The organism is Komagataeibacter xylinus, assembly GCF_009834365.1.
GTDB classification, from domain to species: Bacteria; Pseudomonadota; Alphaproteobacteria; order Acetobacterales; family Acetobacteraceae; genus Komagataeibacter; species Komagataeibacter xylinus_D.
In genome coordinates this window covers 2392491-2413986 of record NZ_CP041348.1, presented here as the reverse complement: position 1 = coordinate 2413986, position 21496 = coordinate 2392491, and the positions used below count along the sequence as shown (strand labels likewise).

The window sequence follows — 21496 nt, the reverse complement described above, 5'->3', positions numbered from 1 at the left end:
CCCCGCTGGCCCCGCCGGCATGGCGCCGGGTACGCCGCCGGTGCTGCAATTGCGCGGCATTGGCAAGTTCTTCCCCGGCGTGATCGCCAACAAGGACGTGGACCTTGATGTGTGGCCGGGCGAGATCCATGCCCTGCTTGGCGAGAACGGGGCTGGCAAGTCCACGCTCATGAACGTGGTGACCGGCATCTACCAGCCAGAGGAAGGCGAGATCATCCTCGATGGCTACGGCCAGAGCTTTACTTCCCCGCAGGAGGCCATCCGCGCGGGTATTGGCATGGTGCACCAGCACTTCAAGCTGGTGCAGGCTTTTAGCGTAGCCGAGAACATCCATCTGGGCTGGGATGAGGCCCCCCGCCTCGCCTCGCCCGCCGTGATGGAGGCCCGCACGCGCGAGATTTCGGAGCGCTTCGGCTTCCCCGTCGATCCTGCGGCCCGCGTGGCCGACCTTTCGGCTGGCGAGCAGCAGCGCGTGGAGATTCTGCGCGTGCTGGCCCGCCGGGCGCGGCTGCTGATCATGGATGAGCCCACCGCCGTGCTGACACCGGAGGAGACGGGCGAACTGTTTCGTGCCTTGCGGGCCTTTCGCGCACAGGGCAATGCGGTCATCATCATCAGCCACAAGCTTGATGAGGTGATGGAAATCTCTGATCGCGTCAGCATCCTGCGCGGCGGGCGCAAGGTCGGCACGTTCAGAACGGCGGACTGCAATCCCTCCATGCTCGCGGCCACCATGGTCGGGCGCGACATCGTGCGGCGCAACATGCGCGCGCGGCCTGAAGGGGCTGCCCCCATTGCCCCGCAGCCCATCATGCAGCTCCGCCATGTGAGCGTGCGCGACGGGCGGGGCGTGGACACGCTGCGCGATGTCAGCCTTGACCTGCATGGCGGCGAGATCCTGGGCATTGCCGGCGTTGCGGGCAACGGGCAGCGCGAACTGACCCATGTGCTGACCGGCCTGATGGCCCGCACATCGGGCGAGATTCTGCTTGATGGCAGCGTGGTGGAACGCGCCGACCCGGCCCTGTTTGCCCATGCAGGCGTGGGCCACATCCCCGAGGACCGGCTGCGCAGCGCGCTTGCGCCCTCGCTGTCCATCACCACCAACATGGCGCTGCGTGAATATGCCGAACCACCAATTGGCCGCCACGGCCTGTATGATGCGGGGGCTGCGGGCGTGCTGGCGCATGACATTGCTGAACTGGCACAGGTGAGCATTCCCGATTTTGGCATGCCCATCCGCAACCTCTCGGGTGGCAACCAGCAGCGGCTGGTGGCGCGGCGCGAGATCCGCATTGCCAGCCGGGTGCTGGTGGCCGCCTACCCCGCGCGCGGGCTGGATATCGGGGCCATTGCCACCATGCTGGGCTATCTGACCGACCTGCGTGACCAGGGAGTGGCCGTGGTGTTCATTTCAGAAGATCTGGAAGACCTGCTGAACGTGTCCGACCGCATCGGGGTCATGTTCCACGGCCGCATGATGGCGGTGATTGATGCAGAAAATGCAGACATCGCCACCATTGGCATGCTGATGGGCGGGCGTGAACCAACCGACCTCCAGCCGGGAGGGCCGCAGTAATGGCGACACACGCCTTTCAGCGCCTGCCCACGGCCCCTGCGGGCCGCATTCTTGCCCTGCGGCTGGTGGCCATCGTGGTCTCGCTATGCATCATCGCGGGCGTGCTGGCCCTGTCGGGCCACAGCCCGGCCATGCTGGCGGAACTGATCCTGCGCTCCACCCTTGGCTCGCGCTTCGGGCTGGAGGATCTGGCGCTGTTCATGTGCCCGCTTCTGCTCACGGGGGCGGCGGTTACGGTATGTGGCACCATCGGGCTATGGAATATCGGGGCGGAGGGCCAGTTCTATGCGGGCGCCATTGCCGCGACCGGCGTAGCCCTCGGCCTGCATGGCCCGGTGCTGGTCATGCTGCCGCTCATGACCATTGCGGGCATACTGGGCGGCATGGCATGGATTACCGTGCCCACGCTGGCGCGCGCCTATGCCGGTGTGAACGAGATCATTACCACGCTGCTGCTCAACTTCATCGCCTCCCTGCTCACCTATTACCTGACCACGGGGCCGTGGCGCGACCGGATCAGCGGGGCGCAGGTCTCGACGCAGCGGCTTCCGGTGTCCATTCCTGAAATGTGGGGCATCGTGCACTGGGGTTTTCCCGTCGCCATCGTGATTGTAGTGGGCCTGGCGCTCATACTGTCACGCACGCGGTGGGGGTACGAGATCCGTATTGGCGGGGCCAACCCGGAGGCCGCGCGTTATGCGGGTATTCCGGTGCGCCTGCGCATCATCTCGGTCATGCTGCTTTCGGGCGGCCTGGCGGGGCTTGCGGGCATGTTCGAGGTCGCGGGCACGGTGCACCGGCTGCAGGGCGGCATGGCCAACAACTTTGGCTATCTGGGCATTGTGGTGGCCGTGCTGGCGCGCGGGTCGTGCCTGAATGTGATCCCGGCAGCGCTGCTGATGGCGCTGATCCTTGATTCGGGCATTGTCATGCAGACGCAGCAGCTTTCGGCCTCGGTCATCCTCGCCATTACCGGGCTGATCCTGTTCATGATCGCCATTGGCGATGAACTGGCCCATTACCGGCCTGTCGCCACCACGCAAGCCAGGGGAAAAGCCTCATGATCATGCTGCTGACAGGCATGCTGGCCACCGCCGTTCTGGCTGGTGGCGTGCTGGCGCTGGCCGCACTGGGCGAAGTGCTGGCCGAGCGCGTGGGCGTAACCAACCTTGGGGTGGAAGGCCTCATGGCGCTGGGGGCCGTGACGGCGGTGATGACCGTCTCATCCGTTCATTCGCCGTGGGTCGGGCTGCTGGTGGCCGTTCTGGTTGGGGCCGTGGGTGGCATGGTGTTTGCGTTTGGCGCGGTGGTGATGCGGGCCAATCAGGTGCTGTGCGGGCTGGCCACCACCTTCATGGGGCTGGGGCTTTCAACCGCGCTGGGCCACAGCTATGCCGGCCAGCCGGTAGAGACAACCTTCGGGCACGTCACCATCCCGCTGCTGTCCTCCATCCCCATTATCGGCCCGGCGCTGTTCGGGCAGAATATCCTGATCATACCGATTTACGTGCTGCTGCCGCTGGCGGTGCATTTCATCATGTTCCGCACCCGGCACGGGCTGAACATGCGCGCAGTGGGTGAGAACCCGGCGGCGGCGGATGCGGCGGGCATTCCGGTCATGGCCATGCGTTTTTGGTACGTCACACTGGGCGGCGCCATGGCGGGCATGGCGGGCGGCTACCTGACGCTGACCTATGTGCCGGTCTGGTCAGAGGGCATGGTGGCGGGACGTGGATGGATTGCGCTGGCGCTGGTGATCTTTGCGGGCTACCGGCCCATCATCGTCACCCTCTCGGCGCTTCTGTTCGGGCTGGTGACGGCGCTGTCCTTTGTGGGACAGGCCCATAACTGGCCGATTGACCCTGCCTTCCTCAACATGCTGCCCTATATCGGCACCATGGCCTTCATCATCGTGCCGGTGGTGGTGTGGCACCGCATGCGCCGGGTCATGGCAGCCCCCGCTGCCCTGGCCCAGCCCTATTACCGCGACGTGCGGTAGGAAGCCTTATGGCCGGGGCTGGACAGGATGCAAAATATCGACCGAGATGCGACGGGCGTAGCTGGCTGAATTGAGGCTGTCGGGGAACTGGCCAAGCAGCTTGAGTTCATCGACATATCGCGCGATCTGGGTTTTCAGGTCATTGCCTACAGGGCTGATGCCCAGCACCTCGTGGCGCATCATCTGCAATATGGCGTCCTGCTGCATGCCATCAACGCGCCCGTCGAGCAGGCTGGCGGCCTCGGCCATGTGGGCGGGAAGCCAGTGGGCTGCGTTATAGAGCGCCAGCACGAGGGCTACGGCGGCTGAGGGCGTATCACGTAGCACATCGGTGGAAAGACCCAGCGCCAGATTGGTGCGCCCGGCATATAGCCCGTTCACGCTATTGACCAGTTCCACAACATCAAGAGCCGGGTTACCCAGCAATCGCCAGGCCAGCGGGTCATGCAGGGCCACGGCATCGACCGTGCCTGCGGCAAGCGCGTCATCAATTTCATCAGGCGGCAGGATGACCCAGTTGGGCGCGGTGTCAGGGTTCAGCCCCTTGCGGCGCAGGATGATGGAAAAGAACAGCCGGTCGGCCATATCGGCATTGAGCACGGCAATGCGGCGGCCCACCAGATTCTCGATCTTGGCAATGCGCAGTTTGCGCCGCACCAGCAGGCGAAAGGTGCCCGCCTGCAACCCCATGACCAGCCGCACCGGCAGATCAGGACTGGCCTGCCACGCCTGCAGCCATGACAGCACGGGGGCTACCGCCGCCATGGCGCGCCCGGTCTGCAGGTCGGCAATGGCGTCACGCCCGCTGGCCGCATTATCGCGCAGTTGCACGTTGAGGCGGTACTGCAAAAAGAAATCCTGCCGCAGGGCAACGTTATATAGGGTGGAGGACTGCGCGTAGGGCCATGCCAGCGTCATGTCATGGGGCTGGCCATCGAGCAGGACATCATCACGGCGAACGATCCGCGCCTGCTGGCGGCTCTGCATCCATTGCGAACCCACCACGGCACATCCACCTGCCACCAGCATGGGCACGAGCGCACGGCGGAGCAACTGGCGTGGCTTGCCTTCCCTGTTCTGTTCGACCATTGGCTGCGGTTTCTCCCAAGATGCGAAGGCATTACCCTGCTTTTAGCCTGTCGGGGTTCCCTTTTTTCCCTTTTTTTAAAAAAGTTCAAAAGGGGGGTTTACGCTCCCCCATCAGTGTGGCTATAAGCTGCTCACCAACGCTGATCCCGAATAGCTCAGTTGGTAGAGCAAGCGACTGTTAATCGCTGGGTCGTAGGTTCGAGTCCTACTTCGGGAGCCACCTTTCCTTAAAAATTAGTGTTAAATCAGTAGGTTACGGATTTCGTGAAATCTGGACCCACGATTAAACCCATGATGAGCGATGCGCTTTCCGGGGACGTTCTGACACGTCCAGACCGGTTTGAACGCGATTTGGCCCTGTTCCAAACCCTCATAATCACCCCCATCATTTTCACATCCCAAGCGGCCCTGCCTGCTGTCACCAGCCTACAGGCGACAGCCTCTTTGCTCTGGTTGAAAATTGTAAGGAAGCCTTGCTGTGGATGACTGCGCCCTGGTGCATGAGACCTAATCAGCCAGCCACTTTCCCCAGGCACCGATAAACAGACGTGCGACCAATTCCCAGCCGCCGGGCAATCTCGGTCGGGCTGATCCCCTCCGCATTCATGGCATGGATCTGGTCGCGGTCGATGGATGGCCTGCGCCCCTTATAGACACCACGCTCCTTGGCCGCCGCGATCCCTTCCATCTGGCGTTCCTTGCGGAGGTTGGTCTCGAACTCCGCGAACACACCCAGCATATCGAGGAAGGCCTTGCCGGCCGCCGTCCCGGTATTGACGGGCTGCTCGGTGCATTGCAGTTGCGCCCCCTTGGCTTTCACCTCCGCGATGATGGTTTGCAGGTCAGCTATGGAACGGGCCAGCCGGTCTATGCGCGTCACCACCAGAACATCACCCGTCCGGAGGAAGGCCAGCAGTGTATCCAGTTCGGACCGCCCTTCCCTGCTCGTGCCGGATTTCTTCTCGACACGGATCATATCGCACCCGGCGTTGGCGAGTGCCTCCTCCTGCGTGGCAGCGTTCTGGTCGATGGTCGAGACGCGGGCATATCCGTATCGCATGGTATGATCCCTAAAAGTGTTCCGTTTGGGTCTAGACCTTCATCCATAATGTTCCATTTGCAATTAGACAACCCTAATGGAACACGGAAAGCCGCCATTCAGGTGTTCCGCTCCGTTGCACCGTATCGGTATACCCTTCTGGAACACGTAGACGCACCGGGAAGCACCGGGACATATCATCCGGATTTCATGCCCATTCCGGACTGCGGCTGTCAGGTATGCTATGCACGCATGTAACCACACGCTCCACCCGACCATTATGCATACAGCGAGAAAAACGCATGAGCGGGGTCAATGGGCAAGAAGAACGCCGTATCCGGTCGTCACCTCCATCCAGTAGGCCAAGATGACCCTTTCGGAACGTGGGTGAAGACTTCCCTCTCCCAGCAGTTCGCGGATGTGACAGCGGAACCCATTCCTGACAAGTTGCTCGAGATCCTGCTTTTCAGCCCGGAGGTGGGGGACAATCCCCTATCAGCTACGAAACACCGTCAACTGGCAGGTCATGCCTCTACGATCTCTGACGAGAAATAGGTGTAGAGTTACACTGCCCAAACAGGGTCTATTTTTCAAAGAACAACGCATACCGAAAAATCATTGGTTTTCTGCTGGATACAGCCATTTTTCCGTGTGTTCATGGTATAATTTTCCTAATGATTTCGGAAATACCAACAGCGGAAATCAAAAGGGGGACAGCTATGGGAGGCTTGGGATCGGGCAGACCGTATGAAGGCAGACCTCGTGTGGGTGTAACCCGCCAAGTCAAGGTCGGTGACCTGGCGAAGATGGGGGCGCTTACGGAGGGATGGAAAGCCCGTCTGTCATGGGGTGATGCCACCTGTGAAGATATGCGTGGAGAATATGCTGAGGACACCCTCCGGCTTTCATGGAAGGTCGAGACAGAAGACAAAGATGGGCATTATGTCGTCAGCATACCCATTCGTATCTCATGGTCGCCCTGCAATTACGGAGGGCAAAGGCCGTGGCTCCTGTGCCCTTACTGTGGACGCCGGGTCTCTGCCCTGCACCTGTCCAGCAATGCCCGCCAGCTCGCCTGCCGCCATTGTTTCCGGATGACCTATGCCACCCGCAACACGGACGATCAGGACCGTCTGCATATCAGACGCCGCAAGCTGTTCCGGCGATTGGGAGCAAAGGGAAGCATCGACCGATATACCCGCATCCCAAGGCGCCCCAAAGGCATGTGGCGCAGCACTTATGACCGGATCAAAGAGCAGATCATACAGACGGAAATGGACTTGGACGATGCTTTCATGGCCAGCGCCGGACCACTTATCAGCCGTATTCTCAAACGCTATCCGGCCGCCTAAAACGCCGTTCACTGGCGTTGCTTGGCTGGTTCAGCATCTTTGTGGCCCAATAGCCGGTCCACGGCCTGCTGATCCTTCTGGATCATCGCTAGCAAGGTGCGGGCTGCTGGATCAGGCTTCCGGCGTCCCTGCTCCCAGTCGGCCATGGCAGAAGCGGTAAAGCCATACCGCCTGGCAAATGCGGCCTGCGACATTGGGCAATAGCGCCTTTGTGGGTTTCGTGCGCCTCGCCTGATGCTGAATACGTCCACCACCTCCGGCGGCGTCCATTCGGATATGGGTTTGATACCTGTCATGCCGCATCATATTGCGGGCTGAACTACCCCGGCAATGCCGGGATTAACAGACCAGTACGCGCGCGCACGCGAAGGACTGTGTTATTTTTGGCTGTATTCCGCCATTCCTGCGCAAAGTGCCTGTTAGCAAATGTTAGCATTGATGGGCTGGAATCCGTCACTCGGGAAATACCCCGACTGGGGGCGTTAAGCGGTGGAAGTGATACACATGAGACAGGCCCACACGCGCGCAATAGCGCGACAGGGCCATGACCCGCTGACCGCCTTCGCTGCGAGATACGCGCGCGCGAGGATTGGTTCGCCAGTTCCGGCGGATCAAAATGGTAGCTCTTTGTGGCGACGAAATCCGTCGGCACTGATCGTCCGAAATACGGACGAACCATAAGCGAACTGCACACGCGCAAGGACGTGCCTGGATGGTCAAATCAACTACCCAGATCCCCAGTGGCGCGGGAGGGGGGGGGCTTACCGGATACTCAGCGCAGGCCAGCCCGCCTGTTTCACACTCGCTATGGCGGAGGTCGTCTTGCCCGGCTGTATGATGCCACGCAACTGCAGCACCACTTCGGCCAGCATCCCCATAACCTCCGGCGACACGTCCGCTTTCACGGGTGCATCCGGCTTAGCATGAGCCTTATCCAGCCTGTTCGCCAGCCGCCCGACAGTGCGCTCAAGGTCAAACAGCCGGTATTCGATCCTGTCCAATCGCTCACTCTGTTCCACCTGCCTGAACACCGCGTCGCGGATGTATTGGGACTGGTTCGCCCCACACACCGCATCGAGGTCCATTTTCTGCTGTTCGGTCACTTTGAAGGTGATGATTGGCATGGGAAATCCTTGTTCTCGACCTGCCTAAAAGGACGGGTCAAAAATTATTACCCGCGTTGGCAGTTTCCCAAGGAAAAATGCCGGTCTGGTATTAGACTTTTTTCCGTTTCTGAGCGGCTATGATTTTTTATCATAGGTTTTTCAATGCCTTACAGTCCATCAGGACTGCGTATTGTGTATAGACCAGATTAAGGACACAAAACGGAGACATATTTGAAAAGGCACCCGCCACCCAGCACAATGGCCTGAAACATAGTCCCCATCCCCTGAGCGGAGCGACCTGCCCATGCCGATCAAGCGAAAAGCCGTCGCCGTGATGCGCAAGCGACTACCGTGGATCGAGCGCAAGATGCAGGATGGATACAGCCGGGAAGCCGTCTGGGAGATGCTCAGGAAACAGGAGCGGCTCTCCCTCACGTTCAGCTCGTTCATCACCACCCTGGCCCGCGTCCGGCAGGAGCATGAACTGGCCCGGCCGAAGCGACAGGTCATTCATCGCAAGCGCACCACGATGGCACGGAAATCAGCCGCCCCCGCACAAAGCAGTCAGGATAATGAAGCCCGGCCAACCGAAATACCGATGGCAGGTGATAAGGCGGACGTCATGACGGAGGTGTCCGCGAGCAGCGCACACCCAATGCCGGACCATTCGACATTGCCTGATGCAGCCGAAGCTGACGTGGCTGCCGACGATAATGGTGAAAGCAAACGGAAGGGATTTTTCAGCCGTTTGTTTGGTGCGTAGGGAGACGCGACAATGGATGATTCGTTACCACGCTGGCTGGATCGACAGGGGCTGGCTGATTACCTCTCCGTCAAATATCACAGCATTGCCCGCCTTCAGCAGGAAGGAAAAATTCCTCAACCAACCTATCATCTGGGCCCACGTATGCCGCGATGGGATCGTCATCAGGTTGATGAAACAATGGGGATTGGTGCAGCAGCAGAAAGGCGACAAGAGATGGACGAACTGATAGCGAAAATATGTGCGGACATACGCAGTGGTGCTGATCGTAAAAAACAAAAGAAGTCTGGTCGATGATCAGTCGATTTCGGAACTCTCAACCTGATTGAAACCGGCAAACCAATCAGATTTGTGCCCCTCATTTTGGGCGGCATAACGACCTGTATGGGAGATATGACCAAGAACCATTCCATACGCTCAGGTGCACCATTTAGCGGCTCCATCACCTGTCGACGTCCTCTCCGCAGACTCGTGTATGTGACACAACATTTATGTTTAGGCGCAGTAAGATAGGGAAATTGAATCGTGAACAGTCGATTCGGTCTGTTCGCAGTTAGTTCTAAAATTCTTGCATCAAAAATCGACTGCGAAAATTCGCTGATATTTTCTATGAATTTTGGAACGCTTGGTATTCATAGAAGAATACCAAAGGAGAGTACTTCCAAACCGGCGGAAAGTACGAGATATATTTTGGTGATGCTGATGCATTGGTTTCGGATGGCTGGGGTTGCAGCCCCAAGCCATCCAACGCTGGTGCATCAACTCGTAAGCCACAACCGGGTTAGGGCCCGAAACGGTAAGAGGAGAAAATCACCACCGCCGCAGTAAAGGCAGCCTTTACCGTCTGGGGTCCTGGTGTCAAGTGGAAACTTGTTACAGGAGGGCCTGCGATGGCAGCCCAGAAACGACCAATCCGTCACCTTTCCCCTGCTGAACTGGCTGATATCCGTTTGCGCCTCAGTGCTGGTGAACATCAGCACCTCATTGCCGCAGACTACAAGATCAATCAGGGACGGCTTTCCGAATTCAAGAATGGAAAGCGGACAACAATCCGGGACGGACGGGTTTAATGGAATGGGGGCTTCGGCCCCCATTTTTTTAAGATAAAGAGGCGAGCCTGCACAAAATGACACTCCACTCCGTCATGGCAGTTATACCGGCTCCCTATCACCGATCCCGCCCGTGTCATCGGCATCTGGGTCGTCGCCATTGTCTTCATCATCTGGCGTGAAGAACTTCTGCAGGTAGTCCATGGCAGCCCAGAAGCTCTGGTGCCGGATCTCGTTCCTCAGCCGGGCGTCCGTGATGCCCTCCGCCCATCGGGAGAGGTATCGGAACGTGTTTTCTATCGCCTGGGTGTTATCGAGATTGTGGGTGTAGGCCATATGGGCTGCCACCCTCTCGCCCATAACCTCCCCGCCATAAACGCCGGGCATGCGCTTCCAGAGCCGGTCCTCATTGGTGACGGAGGGCCCTGCCGGATAAGGCCGGGACGTATCCAGCACTATCACGTCATGGATGGCCCCAATGCGTAGGGCAGACCGACGCTGGTCGGACAACGGCCCAGCACTGGCGATCTGTCCCACGCTCATATCCTGAAACCAGCAATATAGGTGCCAGCGATCGGGCACCGGCATTTCATCCGCCCCCATGACCGGCTCGATCGTCAGATAGCGCACGGAGGGCCAGTGGATCAGATCGGGTGACAGGACGGCCCTTGTGGTGCGCCCCTTCACGCTGCGGATCAGGCGCGTTTCATCCTTGTTGCTCATGATGCAATCCTTGCCGGTGCGCCGTCCGCCCCTTCACGGGTATCCTGTTCGGTGACCGGCACAGCCCCGGTCGGTGGGTGGCAGGTCCGGCAGCGCCATCCCTGCGGGCGCATCATCTCGCGCCACCACAGCGTGCCGCGACAGCACTGGCAGACCGATCCCTCCGGCACAGGCTTACCCTCCGTATCGACCCATGACGCGGGCCTGCGATTGGCTCGGGCATCCACGACGTAGGGTTCAACATCAGCCGTCACTGCCCGTCGTGGCGGGGTGATGCGAGATTCAGTGTATTCTTCATCCCATTCCACGGCCCATCCTCGTGCCAGGCTATCGGCGGCAATCACCACCGCCCGGCGGCTTTCACCCAGGCGATGCAGGAAACGGGTTTCGGTGGCTTCGGGTGGCAGCTTGCCGGACAGGCGCGGATGCCCGCACCGCACGACGATCGACACGCCGTAATGCCTGGCCTCCCCCAGCAGCGCCATGGCGGAGCCGGTCAGAGCCGCCCTGCGCTCGGCATGGGTGACACTGGACAGGTCGATCCCCTCCGCCGGAGGTGACGGCATGGCAGGAACCACCTCGACCGGCTGCGGATCATTAGCGGGTGGCATTGCCATTTCTGGCACCTGCTCCGGTGCCAGTTGGGGCAGCAGATCGGATACCCAGTCCGATAGGTTACGGCTCACCATATGTCGCATTCCGGCCCGACACATGAAAAATGCGGTGTTCCACGTGTTCCCGGTGTTCCATGCTGATTTAATGGCGGTAAACAGCCATATTTTTCGCTTCGTGCTGGAACACGTAAGCAGATGCCAACGTGTTCCACGTGTTCCACCACCCCGGTTTTTGCCGCATCTGGAACACGTGGAACACCGGCGAAATTGCGCGGTGTTCCACCCTGAACATGTGATAACTGGCAGTTTTGTGCGGGTTCCAGAGAGATGGAACACGTGGAACACATGGAACACCGCAAAAACACTGACCCGGAGCCGGACGGGGGAATGTCACGCATCGTCATCCCCCATGATCGCGCTGCTGACGACATAGACGCGCGACCGGCCCACATCGGGGATGCGCACGGACTGCGACATGCGCCGCCCCGATGGATCTGGCAGCAGGTAGCCCGCATCACACAGCGCACGGGCCGCCCGCTTGGCATCCAGTCCCTTGCACACCTCCTTGCGGAACATCTCGGGCAGCAGCAGGTATTGCCACTGGTCGCCTTCCGGCGTGCCAACACGCCGTTTGAACCCGGCACGGTAATTGGTGCGGATGTTCTCGTTGGCGACCATCTCGCCTTCGGTGTCACGGCTGAGGTTGGTGAAGCGGCTTTCGCCATGCTCCTCGATAAAGGCCCGCACCTGTTCAATGGCCTGCTGGTCCTCGCTGGCCCCTGCCCCGCCACGTTCGGCCAGCCATGACTGGAAGCAAGCGCCCGCCGCGCGGAAGGCCTCGCCACCCTGCCACGGCAGCACGCCATATCCGGCTGCCAGTTCACCGCCTGCCGCGATCAGGGAAAAGCGGGCCGACACGCTGCGCACCTGACCATCTGCTCCGTCGGGCAGGAAGGCATCGTCAAAGCGGGCACGGATGGTTTTGATGGCCTCAAGCAGCCCCTCCGCATCATTGCCCCGGTCCTGCGCCAGACGCGACAGGAAGGCCCGTGACGCCGTGCCATACCAGGTGCGCGAAGCCACACGCAGGTGGTCGGACAGCGCACCGCCGGATTCCATATCGTGCAGGTTCTCGAATGCGCCCATCCCGGCCCCGGCATCGGCGGAGATGTTCACGAGGCGCACCTCCTGCCCGGCCATCGTGCGCTTGCCTGCCTCGCCCATCTTGGCGGCCAGGGTGACCTCGCCGGTCGAGAGGAAGAACACCCGCCATGTCTTGCGGGTGCGGGCGTTACCGCTGCGCCCGGCCCGCATCTTTCCGGTGTTGTTGGCCAGCATGTAAATAATGTCCCCGACCTCGCGGCTGTCGGCCTGCCCCATCTCGTCAAGGATCAGGACGGTATCGGAGGTTTCGGACGCCACACCTTCCAGCCCGTTGGCCGTGCCGCGCCATGCACGGATCTGGCCATCACGGTCGCCACGCCCCCACACGCTGCCTGCAATATAGGCGGAGGTGGACTTGCCGGACTGGGACTTGCCGACCAGATGGATGCCGCCGGACTGCTCACCGGAAATGTCCAGCAGCGGCCCGGCAAAGGCTGCGGACAGGAACAGGGCAAGACGGCTGTTACCCACCGCATAGGCCGCCACCTCACGCTGCCATTCGGCCAGGGTGCCAGCTGTGGCGAACTCCTGCCCGATGGCGGCACGGGTGGACTGGAACACCACGGCACGCGCACCGCTGCCCATCGTAACCCCGCCGGGCAGGATAAAGGCTGGCCCGCTGCTGGTGGCATGCCATCCGGCCCGGTCCACGCAGCGCAGGCGGGTGCGGGTCTTCACGCTGGCAATAAACTGACGGAGGTGGCGTGTGGCGGAAATGGAGCAGTTCAGCCCGGCATCTTCCAGCTCACCTGCGATCTCCTTGCCTTCGCCATGTACCAGCTTCTTGGGGATGGCCCACTGGTGCGGGCGGTGGTCGCGGTCTTCCCAGCGGATCAGCAGGCCCCATGCCTGCCCGGTGCCGTCATTGGTTTCAGCCACCACATCGAAGGGGGCTGCAATCCAGACAGGGGATGGTGGCAGGTCGCCCGTGGCCTCGGGCATGAAGTTCAGGCCGAAACGGTTCATGTAATAACCGTGAGGCATTTCCACGTTGGGCGCGGCCAGCGGGGCCTTGTCCAGCAGCGGGCGCAGGATCTCCATATCCGGCACATCCCCGCCCTGCGTCATGTCAAACGGCAGGTCATCAGCCAGATCCCATCCCGGTGGCAGGCCGGTCGGCAGTTCGACCTTGCGCGTGATCCCTGCCCCTGCTTCGCGCAGCAGGCGGATCACATCGTCCGCCCACGACTGGCCTGCATCGTCATTGTCCGGCCAGATGGTGACGCTGCGCCCGGCCAGGGGTGACCAGTCATTATTGGCCGCAGCCTTACTGCCACCCTGCGAGGTCATGACCACAAAATCGGAGAACAGGCGACCGGCCGCGTCCGCCGTCTTTTCGCCTTCCACCAGCAGCACGGGAGCATCCCCAAAGGCTGCAAGCTGGTCCAGCCCATAGAGCGGCAACGGCTTTGCGCCCTGCTTCCAGTGCCAGCCCGTCGCATCGCGGCGGTTGCTACGGTTATCGGTCCAGATCCGGCGGCCGTAAGTCAGGGGCAGCACCACCTTGCCGCCCGCACCATCATCCTTGCGGAAACGGGCACAGAGCGGCTGGCCGTCCGCATCGCGGTAGACCCACATGGCGGAGGCACCACGCGGCATGTCTGGCGCGCACGGTGCGGGGCGGACAGGCTCCCATATCTCGCGGCCATCATCACCGGGGCTGGTTCCCTGCCGTTCGACCTCCGAAAGCGGAGCAAAGGCAGTTTCGATGCCGGGTGTAAGGTCCGTGACATTGCCGAAATTATCGACGGAGGTGGCAGGCACGGGGATATGCGGATCAGGTGCGGGATCGGTGTAATCGGTGGGCATGTCGGTTTCGTTCATGCGTCACCTCCCAGCCCCAGCATGGTCGCCAGACGGGCTGCGGCCTCGCCCTGGCGGATATTGAACAGGTAGGCGGCCAGCGATACGGGATCACCGCCCCGGTCGCCCGTGGCAAAGTCAGACCAGCGGCAGGTATTCATGTTCACCTTGAAGGAGCCCGGTTCGCGGTCGCCGCGCCGGGGATTGCGGGCCACCCATTCGTGGCCTTCGCGCCTGCCGTCCGGCAGCCAGCGCCCCAGCAGGGCAGGCAATGCGACCAGGGCGGCACGATTGATACGCTCGAAGTCGATACGGTGCCGGGTCATGGCTGCAACTCCCGCCCCAGCGCCACATCGCGCATGATGGTTACGGCACCGACCAGCACCTCAAGGGCCTGCTGTCCGGCACGTTCCAGTTCCAGCCCCAGAAGGTGGCTCATGGCGGAGAACGCCGCGCACTGGGCAATGCTACGTCCCTCACCCAAGGGGGGCGGGTCCTGTGCGATGCAGCGTTCCAGCTGATCGAGGTAGTCGCGCGTCATGGCCCGCACCATCTGCTGGCGCGTGGCGGCGTCAAAAGCAGTGGTTCCACTCATGCGCGCACCTCCGGCCAGACGGCCAGAAGGAGGGAATTTCCCGGATTCTGTACGGACTCCGGGTGTCCGCGCTTTTCAAGGCTCGGCATCGGCACTTTCCTATGTGCCAGCCACGAATTTAGATGGACGAATCGACCCGGCAGTCCCTACAAACGCTGTGCAATCATTGTTTGTGTGGTGTTTCCGGGTCGCCGGTCCGCTTATCGTGGGCTGGCGATTTCCATTTCAGGCATTGTCGGGCTGCGTCAGCGAGGCGATCCATGCGGCGTAGCTGTCTGCCGTAATCCGCGTGGCCCGCCCGATCTTCACCCGAACCAGTGTCCCTGCAGCCATCAGGCGATGGACGGTGGAGCGACTGGCTCCTGTCTCCCGCATGACATCATCGATCCGCAAGAGGACACGGTCGGTCAAGGCAATCGGCATGTGTGGGAATCTCCATATCCATTGCGACACGTCAGGGCGTGTCATGGATTCTGAAATATTCCCATTATCATGCAGGTTTCCAGAAAGAAGGACGGCCCGACGTTTCATCCCTTATTGGTTCTTGGCGTCACCTATCTTCATGCGCCAGCACAGATGACGAAACGTCGCGTCATCAGATTCAAACCAGACATGGCGTTCTCGGAAATATCGCCCTTCTCTGATGCGCTTACGACGCCTGGCATGATCCAGTTCCCCAAACTCGTGAGACAACGCATCCAGCGCCTCTCGAGAGCTCAGCCCATCTGCGAGCAGACAGTCATATAATCTGGCTTCTTGGATTTTCTGACGAATAGCAGCCAGCTCAGCAAAAGCATTGTAGCCTCGACGCGTAAAGCTTAGGGCCTGTGGCAACAACTTAATGGCTTCTTTGGGTAATACAGGAGATGAGTTAAATAAAAAATCACTATGATCACTAACCTCTCCAGCACGGCGCTTGCCTTCTGCCAAACAAAGAACCTCATATGCTATCCGCAGAAAGAAATCCGCCATTTCTGGCATAATAATCACATCAGAGACCGCGACTTCTTCTCCATCGTTAAGTTCCAAAATACAGGTATGCACTAGATAATCATATACTTCTGCCCACATCAGAACTGGATTGTCGATTTCATCGGCCAATTTCATGGCACTTCTGTGCTTTTTTCGATGTACATGATTGGGGGTATAACCACAGCCATATCCGGAACCAATCACCCCCAGTTCTTCCTCATCATCAGCCATGAACAAGCCTCCTGTTCCAAACAGCCGTTACCCAAACTTCATGTTTGCGAGTATTGCATGACATTCCCAGACACGCCGGGACACAATCTGGTTTATGGACCGCCCGCAGTTGTTTTCATGACAGGCAGTCCTCAATGGCGTGGGCATATCGACCGATCCCATCGGCCAGCCATGCCAGCTCAGTGTCGGTCTGTTTGTCCCCCTCCACCATGCGGGCCAGTATCCCGGCCATGACGCTGATTTCCGTGGTGGCAGCCTGTATGGCGGCCAGCCGGTCGGGCGTTGCGAGGCTGGATGGCGCGGTATGCGCGCGCCATGCCCGGTGGCAGGACGCGGAACTGCTGCCCATCGCCTCGCCTACCTCGCGCCATGACAGACCCTCCTTGCGGAGGTGTTCAATCCGGCGGAGGTCGCGGGCGGACCAGGTGCGTGCAGGACGGCTCATGCCCGGCCCTCCGGGTCTGCGGACAGGAAAGCGATGAAAGCCGGGTCCATCGTCAGTTCGACCCAACGGGCTTTCCCCGCCTGGGCGATGGTCTCGGCCACGTAATGCATCTGGCCACGGGGCACGCCGCCTTCCTTCCAGATGGAAAAGCCAATGGCATAGGCTGCGCCCTGCAGGTAATCGAGCAGCTTTGCCGCTCCTTCCCCGTCTGAGAACGTCTGTTCGGCTATCTGCCAGCCTATGAACTGCAGGTCCGGCACGATCGGCGTGACCGGGGCTTCCGGGCTCTTGCTCATGGTTTTACCTCCGCCCACAGGCGCATTGTCAGGATACCCAGCGCGTTGCCAGCCCGGATCGTCCAGGCTGATAGCGGGATGAGAAACCACAGGGCTGCGTGGATCAGGATGCGTTTCATTTTGCATACCCTCCGGCCTTCACAGCCTCGGCGTCCTCCTGTGCGGTGGCCTCCATTTTTGCGGTGAAGTCAGCCAGCCAGAACACCACGTCCATCCACCGACTCTTGATCTCCATGGTGACCTCATCGGTCATGTCCATGTCATGCGCGAGGGTGTGAAGGGTATTCCGCAAGTGCTGGGCTGTGTGCTGCTGCCAGTTGAGGGCATATTCCCCTCTCTCCGGGAAGTTCGGGATACAGCTCATTTCGTGGCCCTCCGCAGACCGGCGATGATCTTTTCCAGCGTATGGGCTGCCCAATAAGGCCCGTCTGCCCATCCTCCAATGTCCTCTTTGGTAGGCGCGGGCGCTGGAATGTCGGCAGCGTCCATCATCTGGCTACCCATCAGCCGAAGGGCATGCACAAGCCGGTCCAGTTCGTTACAGCTATTTTCCGTGGTTACGATTAACTTGCCGAGATCATAAGGGTCTTTCACTTCACCCCTCCCTTCATCGCCAGAATGTCACGGGCAAGGCTGCCCTCTATGGTGTCGGGCTTCGGATTACACAGCATCACCAGCCGGGCTTTGTCCTGTAGATCGGAAAGAGTTCGGGCGGGCGTGCGGATGACCTTGCGGTAGGCCACGCCAAAACGCCGCATCTGTGTTTCCGCGTCGATGGTGGCGGGTTCCTTCCAGCACCGGCGATCAGCGCCAAGGGCGGCCATGGTGGCCTTGCGGATGGGGCTGGTCATTTAGCTCTCTCCCGGCGCTCATCGGGGATACCCAGCCATGCCACATCCAGTTCGGTGTGGAGGCGCTTTACCCATCCATGCATCCACTGCACGGGGACAGGTTCTGAGGCGGAGATCAGGGCATCCAAGATTTCAGCCAAAGACCCCAAATCGCATACGATGGCATGCACGCGGTCTCTCGGTGTCTCGCTCATCGGGCCACCTCCGCCAGCGCGATCACTGTGGGGTGGGGTTTCGCGCTGCCGCAGCGCAGAATCTCCGGCTGGGCGAACCCGGCCAGGGCGAGCAGGAGCAGCGCGGGGAAGATCAGCCCGGCCGCCAGATGCTCGGATGTAAGTAAGGGGTCTTTCCCAGCTTTGGGAAAAATGGAGCTGAGTACGCTTGTACCCAGCCGGGAGCATGCCCATGTGTGTCTGGGCGTGCTATAGGCACGATTAGCCATTGCCGAAACTCCGCTTCGGTTGTGGTTAGGCCGGGCATGGGAGGGTCCAAGCTCCCTGTCCGGTCGTTCGCTCCTTGCGGAACGTCCTTCTGGATGCCACTATGTGCAGATGAACGCAAGCACAAATGGCGCTGTGGAGGACATTACATCCGCACAGGTTCGCGCCGCCCGAGGATTATTGGGGTGGTCAAGGGACCGACTGGTTGAGGCCAGTGGCGTGCCAAAACGCACTATCGTCCGATTCGAGGATGAAGTGACAGCCCCCAGAAAATCAACAATCTCTGCCATCCGCGCCGCCCTGGAGGCGGCTGGAGTCGAGTTCATCGCTGAGAATGGTGGTGGGGCTGGGGTGCGGTTGAGGAAGAGCGAATAGGTGGAGGCACCCACAAGCAAAGCTCAATGCGTTGCGCTCCGATTAGGCTCTCTCGACGTTCAGCTTATTAACCGCACATTGCAAACAGACCTCGAACCGGGGGAACTTTACCTCAGTCGGCAGGCCCATTGGCATATCGCCAAGGACCATCCAGAAGACTATGCCATGTGCATGTCCGCCCTTCGGCGCGTTGGCCAATCGCCCGGATTGATAGGGCAAGCCCCCAAACATGCGGACAATTTTGAACTTGTGATACGCTTTCGATCAAGCCAGCAGGAAGGCGAATATGTCCTGATTGCCGTAGGGCTGGAACGGGACCGAGACGGGCTTTATCGCGTGAAGACCGCCTACCGTGTGCCAGAACGAACCATTACCACCAGGCGCGCCGCCGGCCGCCTCTGCCTTCCTGTTCGCCCATAAAAAAAAGACCGGCGAACCGGTCTCTTTTTTGTCCGGGCGGGACGCAATCCCCGATCTCTTGGCCCAGCCCTCTTCGCGGCATAAGAGGTGCCAGGTTAGTTACCTGCGGCTAGCAGGTGCGTGAGGTAGCCGTTCTCACCTCACCGGACCCCCCATACATTGCGATCAGAGAGAGATCCGTCAACCCTTCATAAGTCACGAAACATTGCGGTTTTCTTAGCCTCATTGCGGACATTGGGTGCGTGCCGTTAAAAGCCTGACACTTCGGCAGCCGATATGCAGAAACGCACATCGCATAACCTCAACCAGAACGGGAGAGCGCAGCCCCATGTATTACGGCAAGAACGCCTTTTCGCTGCTCCTACGCTACACACTGGCCCACGAGATCGAGGAATGGGGCTGGGAGATCGGGGACCATACGTATGGCGCCAAGGGCTCTCCCATCATCATAGAGGCCGAATATGCCGGCCTGAAGATCGGAAAATACTGCTCGATCGCCCGCGAGGTGCTGATGATCCTGGGCAACCACCGCACGGACACGATCACCACCTACCCGTTCAAGAACCAGTGCAATTTCTGGCCCGAAGCAGCTGACGCATCCGATGACCATTCCACCAAGGGAGATATTGTGATCGGTAATGACGTCTGGATCGGCGCGCGGGCCAACATCATGTCCGGCATAACCATAGGGTCTGGCGCGATCATCGCCACGGCGGCCGTGGTGACGAAGGACGTACCGCCTTATGCCATCGTCGGTGGCAATCCGGCCCGGGTCATCAAATACCGCTTCCCTGAGAGAACCATCGAGCGGTTGCTGGCATTGGCATGGTGGGACTGGCCCGAGAAGGTCATACGGGCCCGGATGCCCCTGCTGATGAGCGATAACATCGAGGATTTCCTGCAGGCATACGAAAGTGTTCCAGGGTAGTGCTTTCATCTCCGATTGCAGAAAATGGTGGGAAACCGCCATTCTTCGCACTTAACCGGCCCGGAGGTGGAACACGTGGAACACCGCGCATTTTCCAACGTGTTCCACTCTGCACCTCCGAAAAACCGCAGTTACTCTAGGTGCCTAGCGTGGTGGAACACGTGGAACACTCGTTTTTTATGTCTCTATCTGACCTAGGGAAACGAGCGTTAGCAAGAGTGGCGGCTTGTGTTGTTACAAGCTAATTTGTCGCCATCATTCAGCGTGCTTCGGAGTCGCGTTTGCCGGTCCCCTCTCATTCTAATCCCGCACTTCCTGCCAATGTATCACAAATGGACGTTGTGCCTCCTGCCCCCTTGCCATATATTGCAACCTTAGTAGACGCGATGCGTAAACATGGGTTCGAACCTTATTCGTTCGATCCTCCATTAAGGGACGGGCATTGGAGACAAATATGGGGCACGCCCAAATTCATAAGCTGGATCGATCAGGGTTTACCTGGCGTAACGGTGCAGGACCCAGATGATCCCGAACCCGCAGTACAAGTTTATGCGAAGTTCAAAAGCTTCTGCGACGGAAGAAAAATGGTCTACCCAATCGATTTGAGGTGCCTACGCCCTATTACAGAATCAATATGGGAACTAAAAACAAACGATGTTCGACTATTTGGATGGTTCCCAGAAATAAATCATCTTATTTTACATTCCGGAGAAGACGCCAACGTGCTACACCTCGGTGAAGGCGATGAAAAATGGGACCCCTTTATTAAGGATGCTCGGTCTTTTCTAGAATCTCTGAATGAACCTTTACTTACTCCCATCACTGGAACGGCAACCGGAAATGTCCTTTCGAATCGTCCTAGATAAATTCCAACGCGTGCACGGGCTGCTTGTAGAGGAATTACAAGCTGCAATCAGCGAAACTTTTGCTCAAGAAGCCATGAGACGTGGTCTCACACAGGCTCAGATGGCAGACGAACTCGACGTCGACGAAAGCACCGTCAGTAAATGGCTTCATCTGCGAGGAAATCCAACGCTAAAAACGATCAGTAAGCTATATGCAGCAATGGATCGTGAGCCGTTTTCAAATGTGAGAGTTCCTCCACCTCCGGAAAACTACGTGATGCAAGCCGCTGATTTATCCAGCCAAGGCCTCCCTCCCGTCACAGGACCAATGGTTGGTAATGGAACCATCGAAATTTCTATAACAAATTACGAAAATTATAGGCATGGAAGCAGAGCATATGCCTAAAGAAATTATAAAATCAGTTATTTTCTGCGAGCAAATCAGAGCAGAAATAACTGGATATCAGACTATTATTGGCGCATACCCAGGAAGAGTTGTCGTTCCATTTCTTCCTGTTATACTTAGGCAGTTTTGGATTAGGTTTGAAGTATTCACAAATGGCGAAATAATAAATTCTTTCGATGTGCGGCTTCTAGATCCGTCAGGAAACGAAAAAATAAAATATACTCTGACTATAAACTTTATTGATTACAGCCGGCCTGGCGCCTTAGCAATCATTTCCAATGATTTACAAGTTGATGAAGCCGGAATTTATAAATTGCAAGCTAGACGCGACGAAAATAGCGATTGGATCAATATTAGAGAACTTTTTATCGATATGCTATCGCCCCAAAGCGAAGAACCAAAAATGCAATAA

At 59.1% G+C, this 21496-nt stretch carries 30 protein-coding genes and 1 tRNA gene; 12 read left to right on the top strand and 19 right to left on the bottom strand.

Annotated elements, in window-relative coordinates:
• The first annotated feature begins 19 nt into the window (after positions 1–19).
• The 3 genes from FMA36_RS11540 to FMA36_RS11530 are packed head-to-tail and all read left to right on the top strand — an operon-like array spanning position 20 to position 3578.
• Positions 20–1579 carry an ABC transporter ATP-binding protein gene (locus FMA36_RS11540; protein ID WP_159263888.1) on the top strand — a complete coding sequence of 520 codons (1560 nt, stop codon included), beginning with the start codon at positions 20–22 and terminating at the stop codon, positions 1577–1579.
• Complete coding sequence (locus FMA36_RS11535) at positions 1579–2643, top strand: ABC transporter permease (RefSeq protein WP_159262408.1); 1065 nt, start codon at positions 1579–1581, stop codon at positions 2641–2643. The genes FMA36_RS11540 and FMA36_RS11535 overlap by 1 nt, the downstream gene beginning before the upstream one ends.
• Entirely contained in the window at positions 2640–3578 is a 939-nt protein-coding gene (locus tag FMA36_RS11530) for an ABC transporter permease (RefSeq protein WP_159262407.1), read from the top strand. The genes FMA36_RS11535 and FMA36_RS11530 overlap by 4 nt, the downstream gene beginning before the upstream one ends.
• Positions 3579–3584: 6 nt before the next feature.
• Here FMA36_RS11530 and FMA36_RS11525 read toward each other — a convergent pair whose 3' ends face one another.
• Complete coding sequence (locus tag FMA36_RS11525; protein ID WP_159262406.1) at positions 3585–4667, bottom strand: ABC transporter substrate-binding protein; 1083 nt, start codon at positions 4665–4667, stop codon at positions 3585–3587.
• A gap of 144 nt (positions 4668–4811) precedes the next feature.
• On the opposite strand from FMA36_RS11525, the gene FMA36_RS11520 reads away from it, so the two are divergent.
• Positions 4812–4887, top strand: a tRNA-Asn gene (locus FMA36_RS11520).
• A gap of 291 nt (positions 4888–5178) precedes the next feature.
• Here FMA36_RS11520 and FMA36_RS11515 read toward each other — a convergent pair.
• Positions 5179–5727, bottom strand: a complete 549-nt coding sequence (locus FMA36_RS11515) for a recombinase family protein (protein WP_159262405.1) — start codon at positions 5725–5727, stop codon at positions 5179–5181.
• 743 nt (positions 5728–6470) lie between these two features.
• On the opposite strand from FMA36_RS11515, the gene FMA36_RS11510 reads away from it, so the two are divergent.
• Entirely contained in the window at positions 6471–7058 is a 588-nt protein-coding gene (locus tag FMA36_RS11510; protein WP_159262404.1) for a hypothetical protein, read from the top strand.
• Positions 7059–7066: 8 nt separating this feature from the next.
• On the opposite strand, the gene FMA36_RS11505 is transcribed toward FMA36_RS11510, so the two are convergent.
• Together FMA36_RS11505 and FMA36_RS11500 are read right to left on the bottom strand one after the other, a co-directional pair.
• Entirely contained in the window at positions 7067–7252 is a 186-nt protein-coding gene (locus FMA36_RS11505) for a helix-turn-helix domain-containing protein (RefSeq protein WP_159262403.1), read from the bottom strand.
• A gap of 567 nt (positions 7253–7819) precedes the next feature.
• Positions 7820–8182 carry a hypothetical protein gene (locus tag FMA36_RS11500; protein ID WP_141300416.1) on the bottom strand — a complete coding sequence of 121 codons (363 nt, stop codon included), beginning with the start codon at positions 8180–8182 and terminating at the stop codon, positions 7820–7822.
• Between the two features lie 286 nt (positions 8183–8468).
• On the opposite strand from FMA36_RS11500, the gene FMA36_RS11495 reads away from it, so the two are divergent.
• The 3 genes from FMA36_RS11495 to FMA36_RS11485 all read left to right on the top strand — a co-directional run bounded on the left by FMA36_RS11495 (position 8469) and on the right by FMA36_RS11485 (position 9997).
• The gene (locus FMA36_RS11495; RefSeq protein ID WP_159262402.1) at positions 8469–8927 is read left to right on the top strand and encodes a hypothetical protein; all 459 of its coding nucleotides are present in this window, start codon (positions 8469–8471) and stop codon (positions 8925–8927) included.
• Positions 8928–8939: 12 nt separating this feature from the next.
• Entirely contained in the window at positions 8940–9224 is a 285-nt protein-coding gene (locus tag FMA36_RS11490; protein WP_159262401.1) for a helix-turn-helix transcriptional regulator, read from the top strand.
• A 593-nt stretch (positions 9225–9817) separates the two neighbouring features.
• Positions 9818–9997 (top strand): hypothetical protein, encoded by a 180-nt coding sequence (locus FMA36_RS11485; RefSeq protein WP_141300422.1) that lies wholly within the window; start codon positions 9818–9820, stop codon positions 9995–9997.
• Positions 9998–10078: 81 nt separating this feature from the next.
• On the opposite strand, the gene FMA36_RS11480 is transcribed toward FMA36_RS11485, so the two are convergent.
• The 15 genes from FMA36_RS11480 to FMA36_RS11415 form a co-directional block, all read right to left on the bottom strand.
• The gene (locus FMA36_RS11480; RefSeq protein ID WP_159262400.1) at positions 10079–10699 is read right to left on the bottom strand and encodes a hypothetical protein; all 621 of its coding nucleotides are present in this window, start codon (positions 10697–10699) and stop codon (positions 10079–10081) included.
• Positions 10696–11388, bottom strand: coding sequence for a hypothetical protein (locus tag FMA36_RS11475; RefSeq protein WP_159262399.1), 693 nt, complete (start codon positions 11386–11388; stop codon positions 10696–10698). Before FMA36_RS11475 ends, FMA36_RS11480 begins: the two co-directional genes overlap by 4 nt.
• Positions 11389–11703: 315 nt before the next feature.
• The gene (locus FMA36_RS11470; protein WP_159262398.1) at positions 11704–14301 is read right to left on the bottom strand and encodes a DUF927 domain-containing protein; all 2598 of its coding nucleotides are present in this window, start codon (positions 14299–14301) and stop codon (positions 11704–11706) included.
• A complete protein-coding gene (locus FMA36_RS11465; protein ID WP_159262397.1) occupies positions 14298–14606 on the bottom strand; it encodes a hypothetical protein in 309 nt (102 codons plus the stop codon). The genes FMA36_RS11470 and FMA36_RS11465 overlap by 4 nt, the downstream gene beginning before the upstream one ends.
• Positions 14603–14875: a hypothetical protein gene (locus FMA36_RS11460; protein WP_159262396.1), complete on the bottom strand. Its 273-nt coding sequence runs from the start codon at positions 14873–14875 to the stop codon at positions 14603–14605. Before FMA36_RS11460 ends, FMA36_RS11465 begins: the two co-directional genes overlap by 4 nt.
• Before the next feature lie 225 nt (positions 14876–15100).
• Complete coding sequence (locus FMA36_RS11455; protein ID WP_048855537.1) at positions 15101–15298, bottom strand: helix-turn-helix transcriptional regulator; 198 nt, start codon at positions 15296–15298, stop codon at positions 15101–15103.
• Positions 15299–15409: 111 nt separating this feature from the next.
• The gene (locus FMA36_RS11450; RefSeq protein ID WP_141300434.1) at positions 15410–16078 is read right to left on the bottom strand and encodes a hypothetical protein; all 669 of its coding nucleotides are present in this window, start codon (positions 16076–16078) and stop codon (positions 15410–15412) included.
• Between the two features lie 115 nt (positions 16079–16193).
• The gene (locus FMA36_RS11445; RefSeq protein ID WP_159262395.1) at positions 16194–16523 is read right to left on the bottom strand and encodes a hypothetical protein; all 330 of its coding nucleotides are present in this window, start codon (positions 16521–16523) and stop codon (positions 16194–16196) included.
• On the bottom strand, positions 16520–16819 hold the full coding sequence (locus FMA36_RS11440) for a hypothetical protein (protein ID WP_159262394.1): 300 nt from the start codon (positions 16817–16819) through the stop codon (positions 16520–16522). Before FMA36_RS11440 ends, FMA36_RS11445 begins: the two co-directional genes overlap by 4 nt.
• Positions 16816–16938, bottom strand: a complete 123-nt coding sequence (locus FMA36_RS19750; RefSeq protein ID WP_259369275.1) for a hypothetical protein — start codon at positions 16936–16938, stop codon at positions 16816–16818. The genes FMA36_RS11440 and FMA36_RS19750 overlap by 4 nt, the downstream gene beginning before the upstream one ends.
• The gene (locus FMA36_RS11435) at positions 16935–17183 is read right to left on the bottom strand and encodes a hypothetical protein (RefSeq protein ID WP_159262393.1); all 249 of its coding nucleotides are present in this window, start codon (positions 17181–17183) and stop codon (positions 16935–16937) included. The genes FMA36_RS19750 and FMA36_RS11435 overlap by 4 nt, the downstream gene beginning before the upstream one ends.
• Entirely contained in the window at positions 17180–17413 is a 234-nt protein-coding gene (locus tag FMA36_RS11430; RefSeq protein ID WP_153469057.1) for a hypothetical protein, read from the bottom strand. The genes FMA36_RS11435 and FMA36_RS11430 overlap by 4 nt, the downstream gene beginning before the upstream one ends.
• The gene (locus FMA36_RS11425) at positions 17410–17670 is read right to left on the bottom strand and encodes a hypothetical protein (protein WP_159262392.1); all 261 of its coding nucleotides are present in this window, start codon (positions 17668–17670) and stop codon (positions 17410–17412) included. Before FMA36_RS11425 ends, FMA36_RS11430 begins: the two co-directional genes overlap by 4 nt.
• Positions 17667–17864, bottom strand: coding sequence for a hypothetical protein (locus FMA36_RS11420; RefSeq protein ID WP_148371063.1), 198 nt, complete (start codon positions 17862–17864; stop codon positions 17667–17669). Before FMA36_RS11420 ends, FMA36_RS11425 begins: the two co-directional genes overlap by 4 nt.
• Positions 17861–18112, bottom strand: a complete 252-nt coding sequence (locus tag FMA36_RS11415; RefSeq protein WP_159262391.1) for a hypothetical protein — start codon at positions 18110–18112, stop codon at positions 17861–17863. Before FMA36_RS11415 ends, FMA36_RS11420 begins: the two co-directional genes overlap by 4 nt.
• 109 nt (positions 18113–18221) lie before the next feature.
• On the opposite strand from FMA36_RS11415, the gene FMA36_RS19950 reads away from it, so the two are divergent.
• The 4 genes from FMA36_RS19950 to FMA36_RS11400 all read left to right on the top strand — a co-directional run bounded on the left by FMA36_RS19950 (position 18222) and on the right by FMA36_RS11400 (position 21496).
• Complete coding sequence (locus FMA36_RS19950) at positions 18222–18485, top strand: helix-turn-helix domain-containing protein (RefSeq protein WP_475704525.1); 264 nt, start codon at positions 18222–18224, stop codon at positions 18483–18485.
• Positions 18486–19233: 748 nt separating this feature from the next.
• On the top strand, positions 19234–19833 hold the full coding sequence (locus tag FMA36_RS11410; RefSeq protein ID WP_159262390.1) for a CatB-related O-acetyltransferase: 600 nt from the start codon (positions 19234–19236) through the stop codon (positions 19831–19833).
• An 840-nt stretch (positions 19834–20673) separates the two neighbouring features.
• On the top strand, positions 20674–21084 hold the full coding sequence (locus tag FMA36_RS11405) for a helix-turn-helix domain-containing protein (RefSeq protein ID WP_159262389.1): 411 nt from the start codon (positions 20674–20676) through the stop codon (positions 21082–21084).
• Positions 21077–21496: a DUF6941 family protein gene (locus FMA36_RS11400; protein ID WP_159262388.1), complete on the top strand. Its 420-nt coding sequence runs from the start codon at positions 21077–21079 to the stop codon at positions 21494–21496. The genes FMA36_RS11405 and FMA36_RS11400 overlap by 8 nt, the downstream gene beginning before the upstream one ends.

Excerpts from the sequence above, each read along its gene's own strand:
- FMA36_RS11540 (WP_159263888.1), top strand. The coding sequence starts at position 20 with ATGGCGCCGGGTACGCCGCCGGTGCTGCAATTGCGCGGCATTGGCAAG.
- FMA36_RS11535 (WP_159262408.1), top strand. The coding sequence starts at position 1,579 with ATGGCGACACACGCCTTTCAGCGCCTGCCCACGGCCCCTGCGGGCCGC.
- FMA36_RS11530 (WP_159262407.1), top strand. The coding sequence starts at position 2,640 with ATGATCATGCTGCTGACAGGCATGCTGGCCACCGCCGTTCTGGCTGGT.
- FMA36_RS11525 (WP_159262406.1), bottom strand. The coding sequence starts at position 4,667 with ATGGTCGAACAGAACAGGGAAGGCAAGCCACGCCAGTTGCTCCGCCGT.
- FMA36_RS11515 (WP_159262405.1), bottom strand. The coding sequence starts at position 5,727 with ATGCGATACGGATATGCCCGCGTCTCGACCATCGACCAGAACGCTGCC.
- FMA36_RS11505 (WP_159262403.1), bottom strand. The coding sequence starts at position 7,252 with ATGTCGCAGGCCGCATTTGCCAGGCGGTATGGCTTTACCGCTTCTGCC.
- FMA36_RS11500 (WP_141300416.1), bottom strand. The coding sequence starts at position 8,182 with ATGCCAATCATCACCTTCAAAGTGACCGAACAGCAGAAAATGGACCTC.
- FMA36_RS11495 (WP_159262402.1), top strand. The coding sequence starts at position 8,469 with ATGCCGATCAAGCGAAAAGCCGTCGCCGTGATGCGCAAGCGACTACCG.
- FMA36_RS11490 (WP_159262401.1), top strand. The coding sequence starts at position 8,940 with ATGGATGATTCGTTACCACGCTGGCTGGATCGACAGGGGCTGGCTGAT.
- FMA36_RS11485 (WP_141300422.1), top strand. The coding sequence starts at position 9,818 with ATGGCAGCCCAGAAACGACCAATCCGTCACCTTTCCCCTGCTGAACTG.
- FMA36_RS11480 (WP_159262400.1), bottom strand. The coding sequence starts at position 10,699 with ATGAGCAACAAGGATGAAACGCGCCTGATCCGCAGCGTGAAGGGGCGC.
- FMA36_RS11475 (WP_159262399.1), bottom strand. The coding sequence starts at position 11,388 with ATGGTGAGCCGTAACCTATCGGACTGGGTATCCGATCTGCTGCCCCAA.
- FMA36_RS11470 (WP_159262398.1), bottom strand. The coding sequence starts at position 14,301 with ATGAACGAAACCGACATGCCCACCGATTACACCGATCCCGCACCTGAT.
- FMA36_RS11465 (WP_159262397.1), bottom strand. The coding sequence starts at position 14,606 with ATGACCCGGCACCGTATCGACTTCGAGCGTATCAATCGTGCCGCCCTG.
- FMA36_RS11460 (WP_159262396.1), bottom strand. The coding sequence starts at position 14,875 with ATGAGTGGAACCACTGCTTTTGACGCCGCCACGCGCCAGCAGATGGTG.
- FMA36_RS11455 (WP_048855537.1), bottom strand. The coding sequence starts at position 15,298 with ATGCCGATTGCCTTGACCGACCGTGTCCTCTTGCGGATCGATGATGTC.
- FMA36_RS11450 (WP_141300434.1), bottom strand. The coding sequence starts at position 16,078 with ATGGCTGATGATGAGGAAGAACTGGGGGTGATTGGTTCCGGATATGGC.
- FMA36_RS11445 (WP_159262395.1), bottom strand. The coding sequence starts at position 16,523 with ATGAGCCGTCCTGCACGCACCTGGTCCGCCCGCGACCTCCGCCGGATT.
- FMA36_RS11440 (WP_159262394.1), bottom strand. The coding sequence starts at position 16,819 with ATGAGCAAGAGCCCGGAAGCCCCGGTCACGCCGATCGTGCCGGACCTG.
- FMA36_RS19750 (WP_259369275.1), bottom strand. The coding sequence starts at position 16,938 with ATGAAACGCATCCTGATCCACGCAGCCCTGTGGTTTCTCATCCCGCTA.
- FMA36_RS11435 (WP_159262393.1), bottom strand. The coding sequence starts at position 17,183 with ATGAGCTGTATCCCGAACTTCCCGGAGAGAGGGGAATATGCCCTCAAC.
- FMA36_RS11425 (WP_159262392.1), bottom strand. The coding sequence starts at position 17,670 with ATGACCAGCCCCATCCGCAAGGCCACCATGGCCGCCCTTGGCGCTGAT.
- FMA36_RS11420 (WP_148371063.1), bottom strand. The coding sequence starts at position 17,864 with ATGAGCGAGACACCGAGAGACCGCGTGCATGCCATCGTATGCGATTTG.
- FMA36_RS11415 (WP_159262391.1), bottom strand. The coding sequence starts at position 18,112 with ATGGCTAATCGTGCCTATAGCACGCCCAGACACACATGGGCATGCTCC.
- FMA36_RS19950 (WP_475704525.1), top strand. The coding sequence starts at position 18,222 with ATGAACGCAAGCACAAATGGCGCTGTGGAGGACATTACATCCGCACAG.
- FMA36_RS11410 (WP_159262390.1), top strand. The coding sequence starts at position 19,234 with ATGTATTACGGCAAGAACGCCTTTTCGCTGCTCCTACGCTACACACTG.
- FMA36_RS11405 (WP_159262389.1), top strand. The coding sequence starts at position 20,674 with ATGTCCTTTCGAATCGTCCTAGATAAATTCCAACGCGTGCACGGGCTG.
- FMA36_RS11400 (WP_159262388.1), top strand. The coding sequence starts at position 21,077 with ATGCCTAAAGAAATTATAAAATCAGTTATTTTCTGCGAGCAAATCAGA.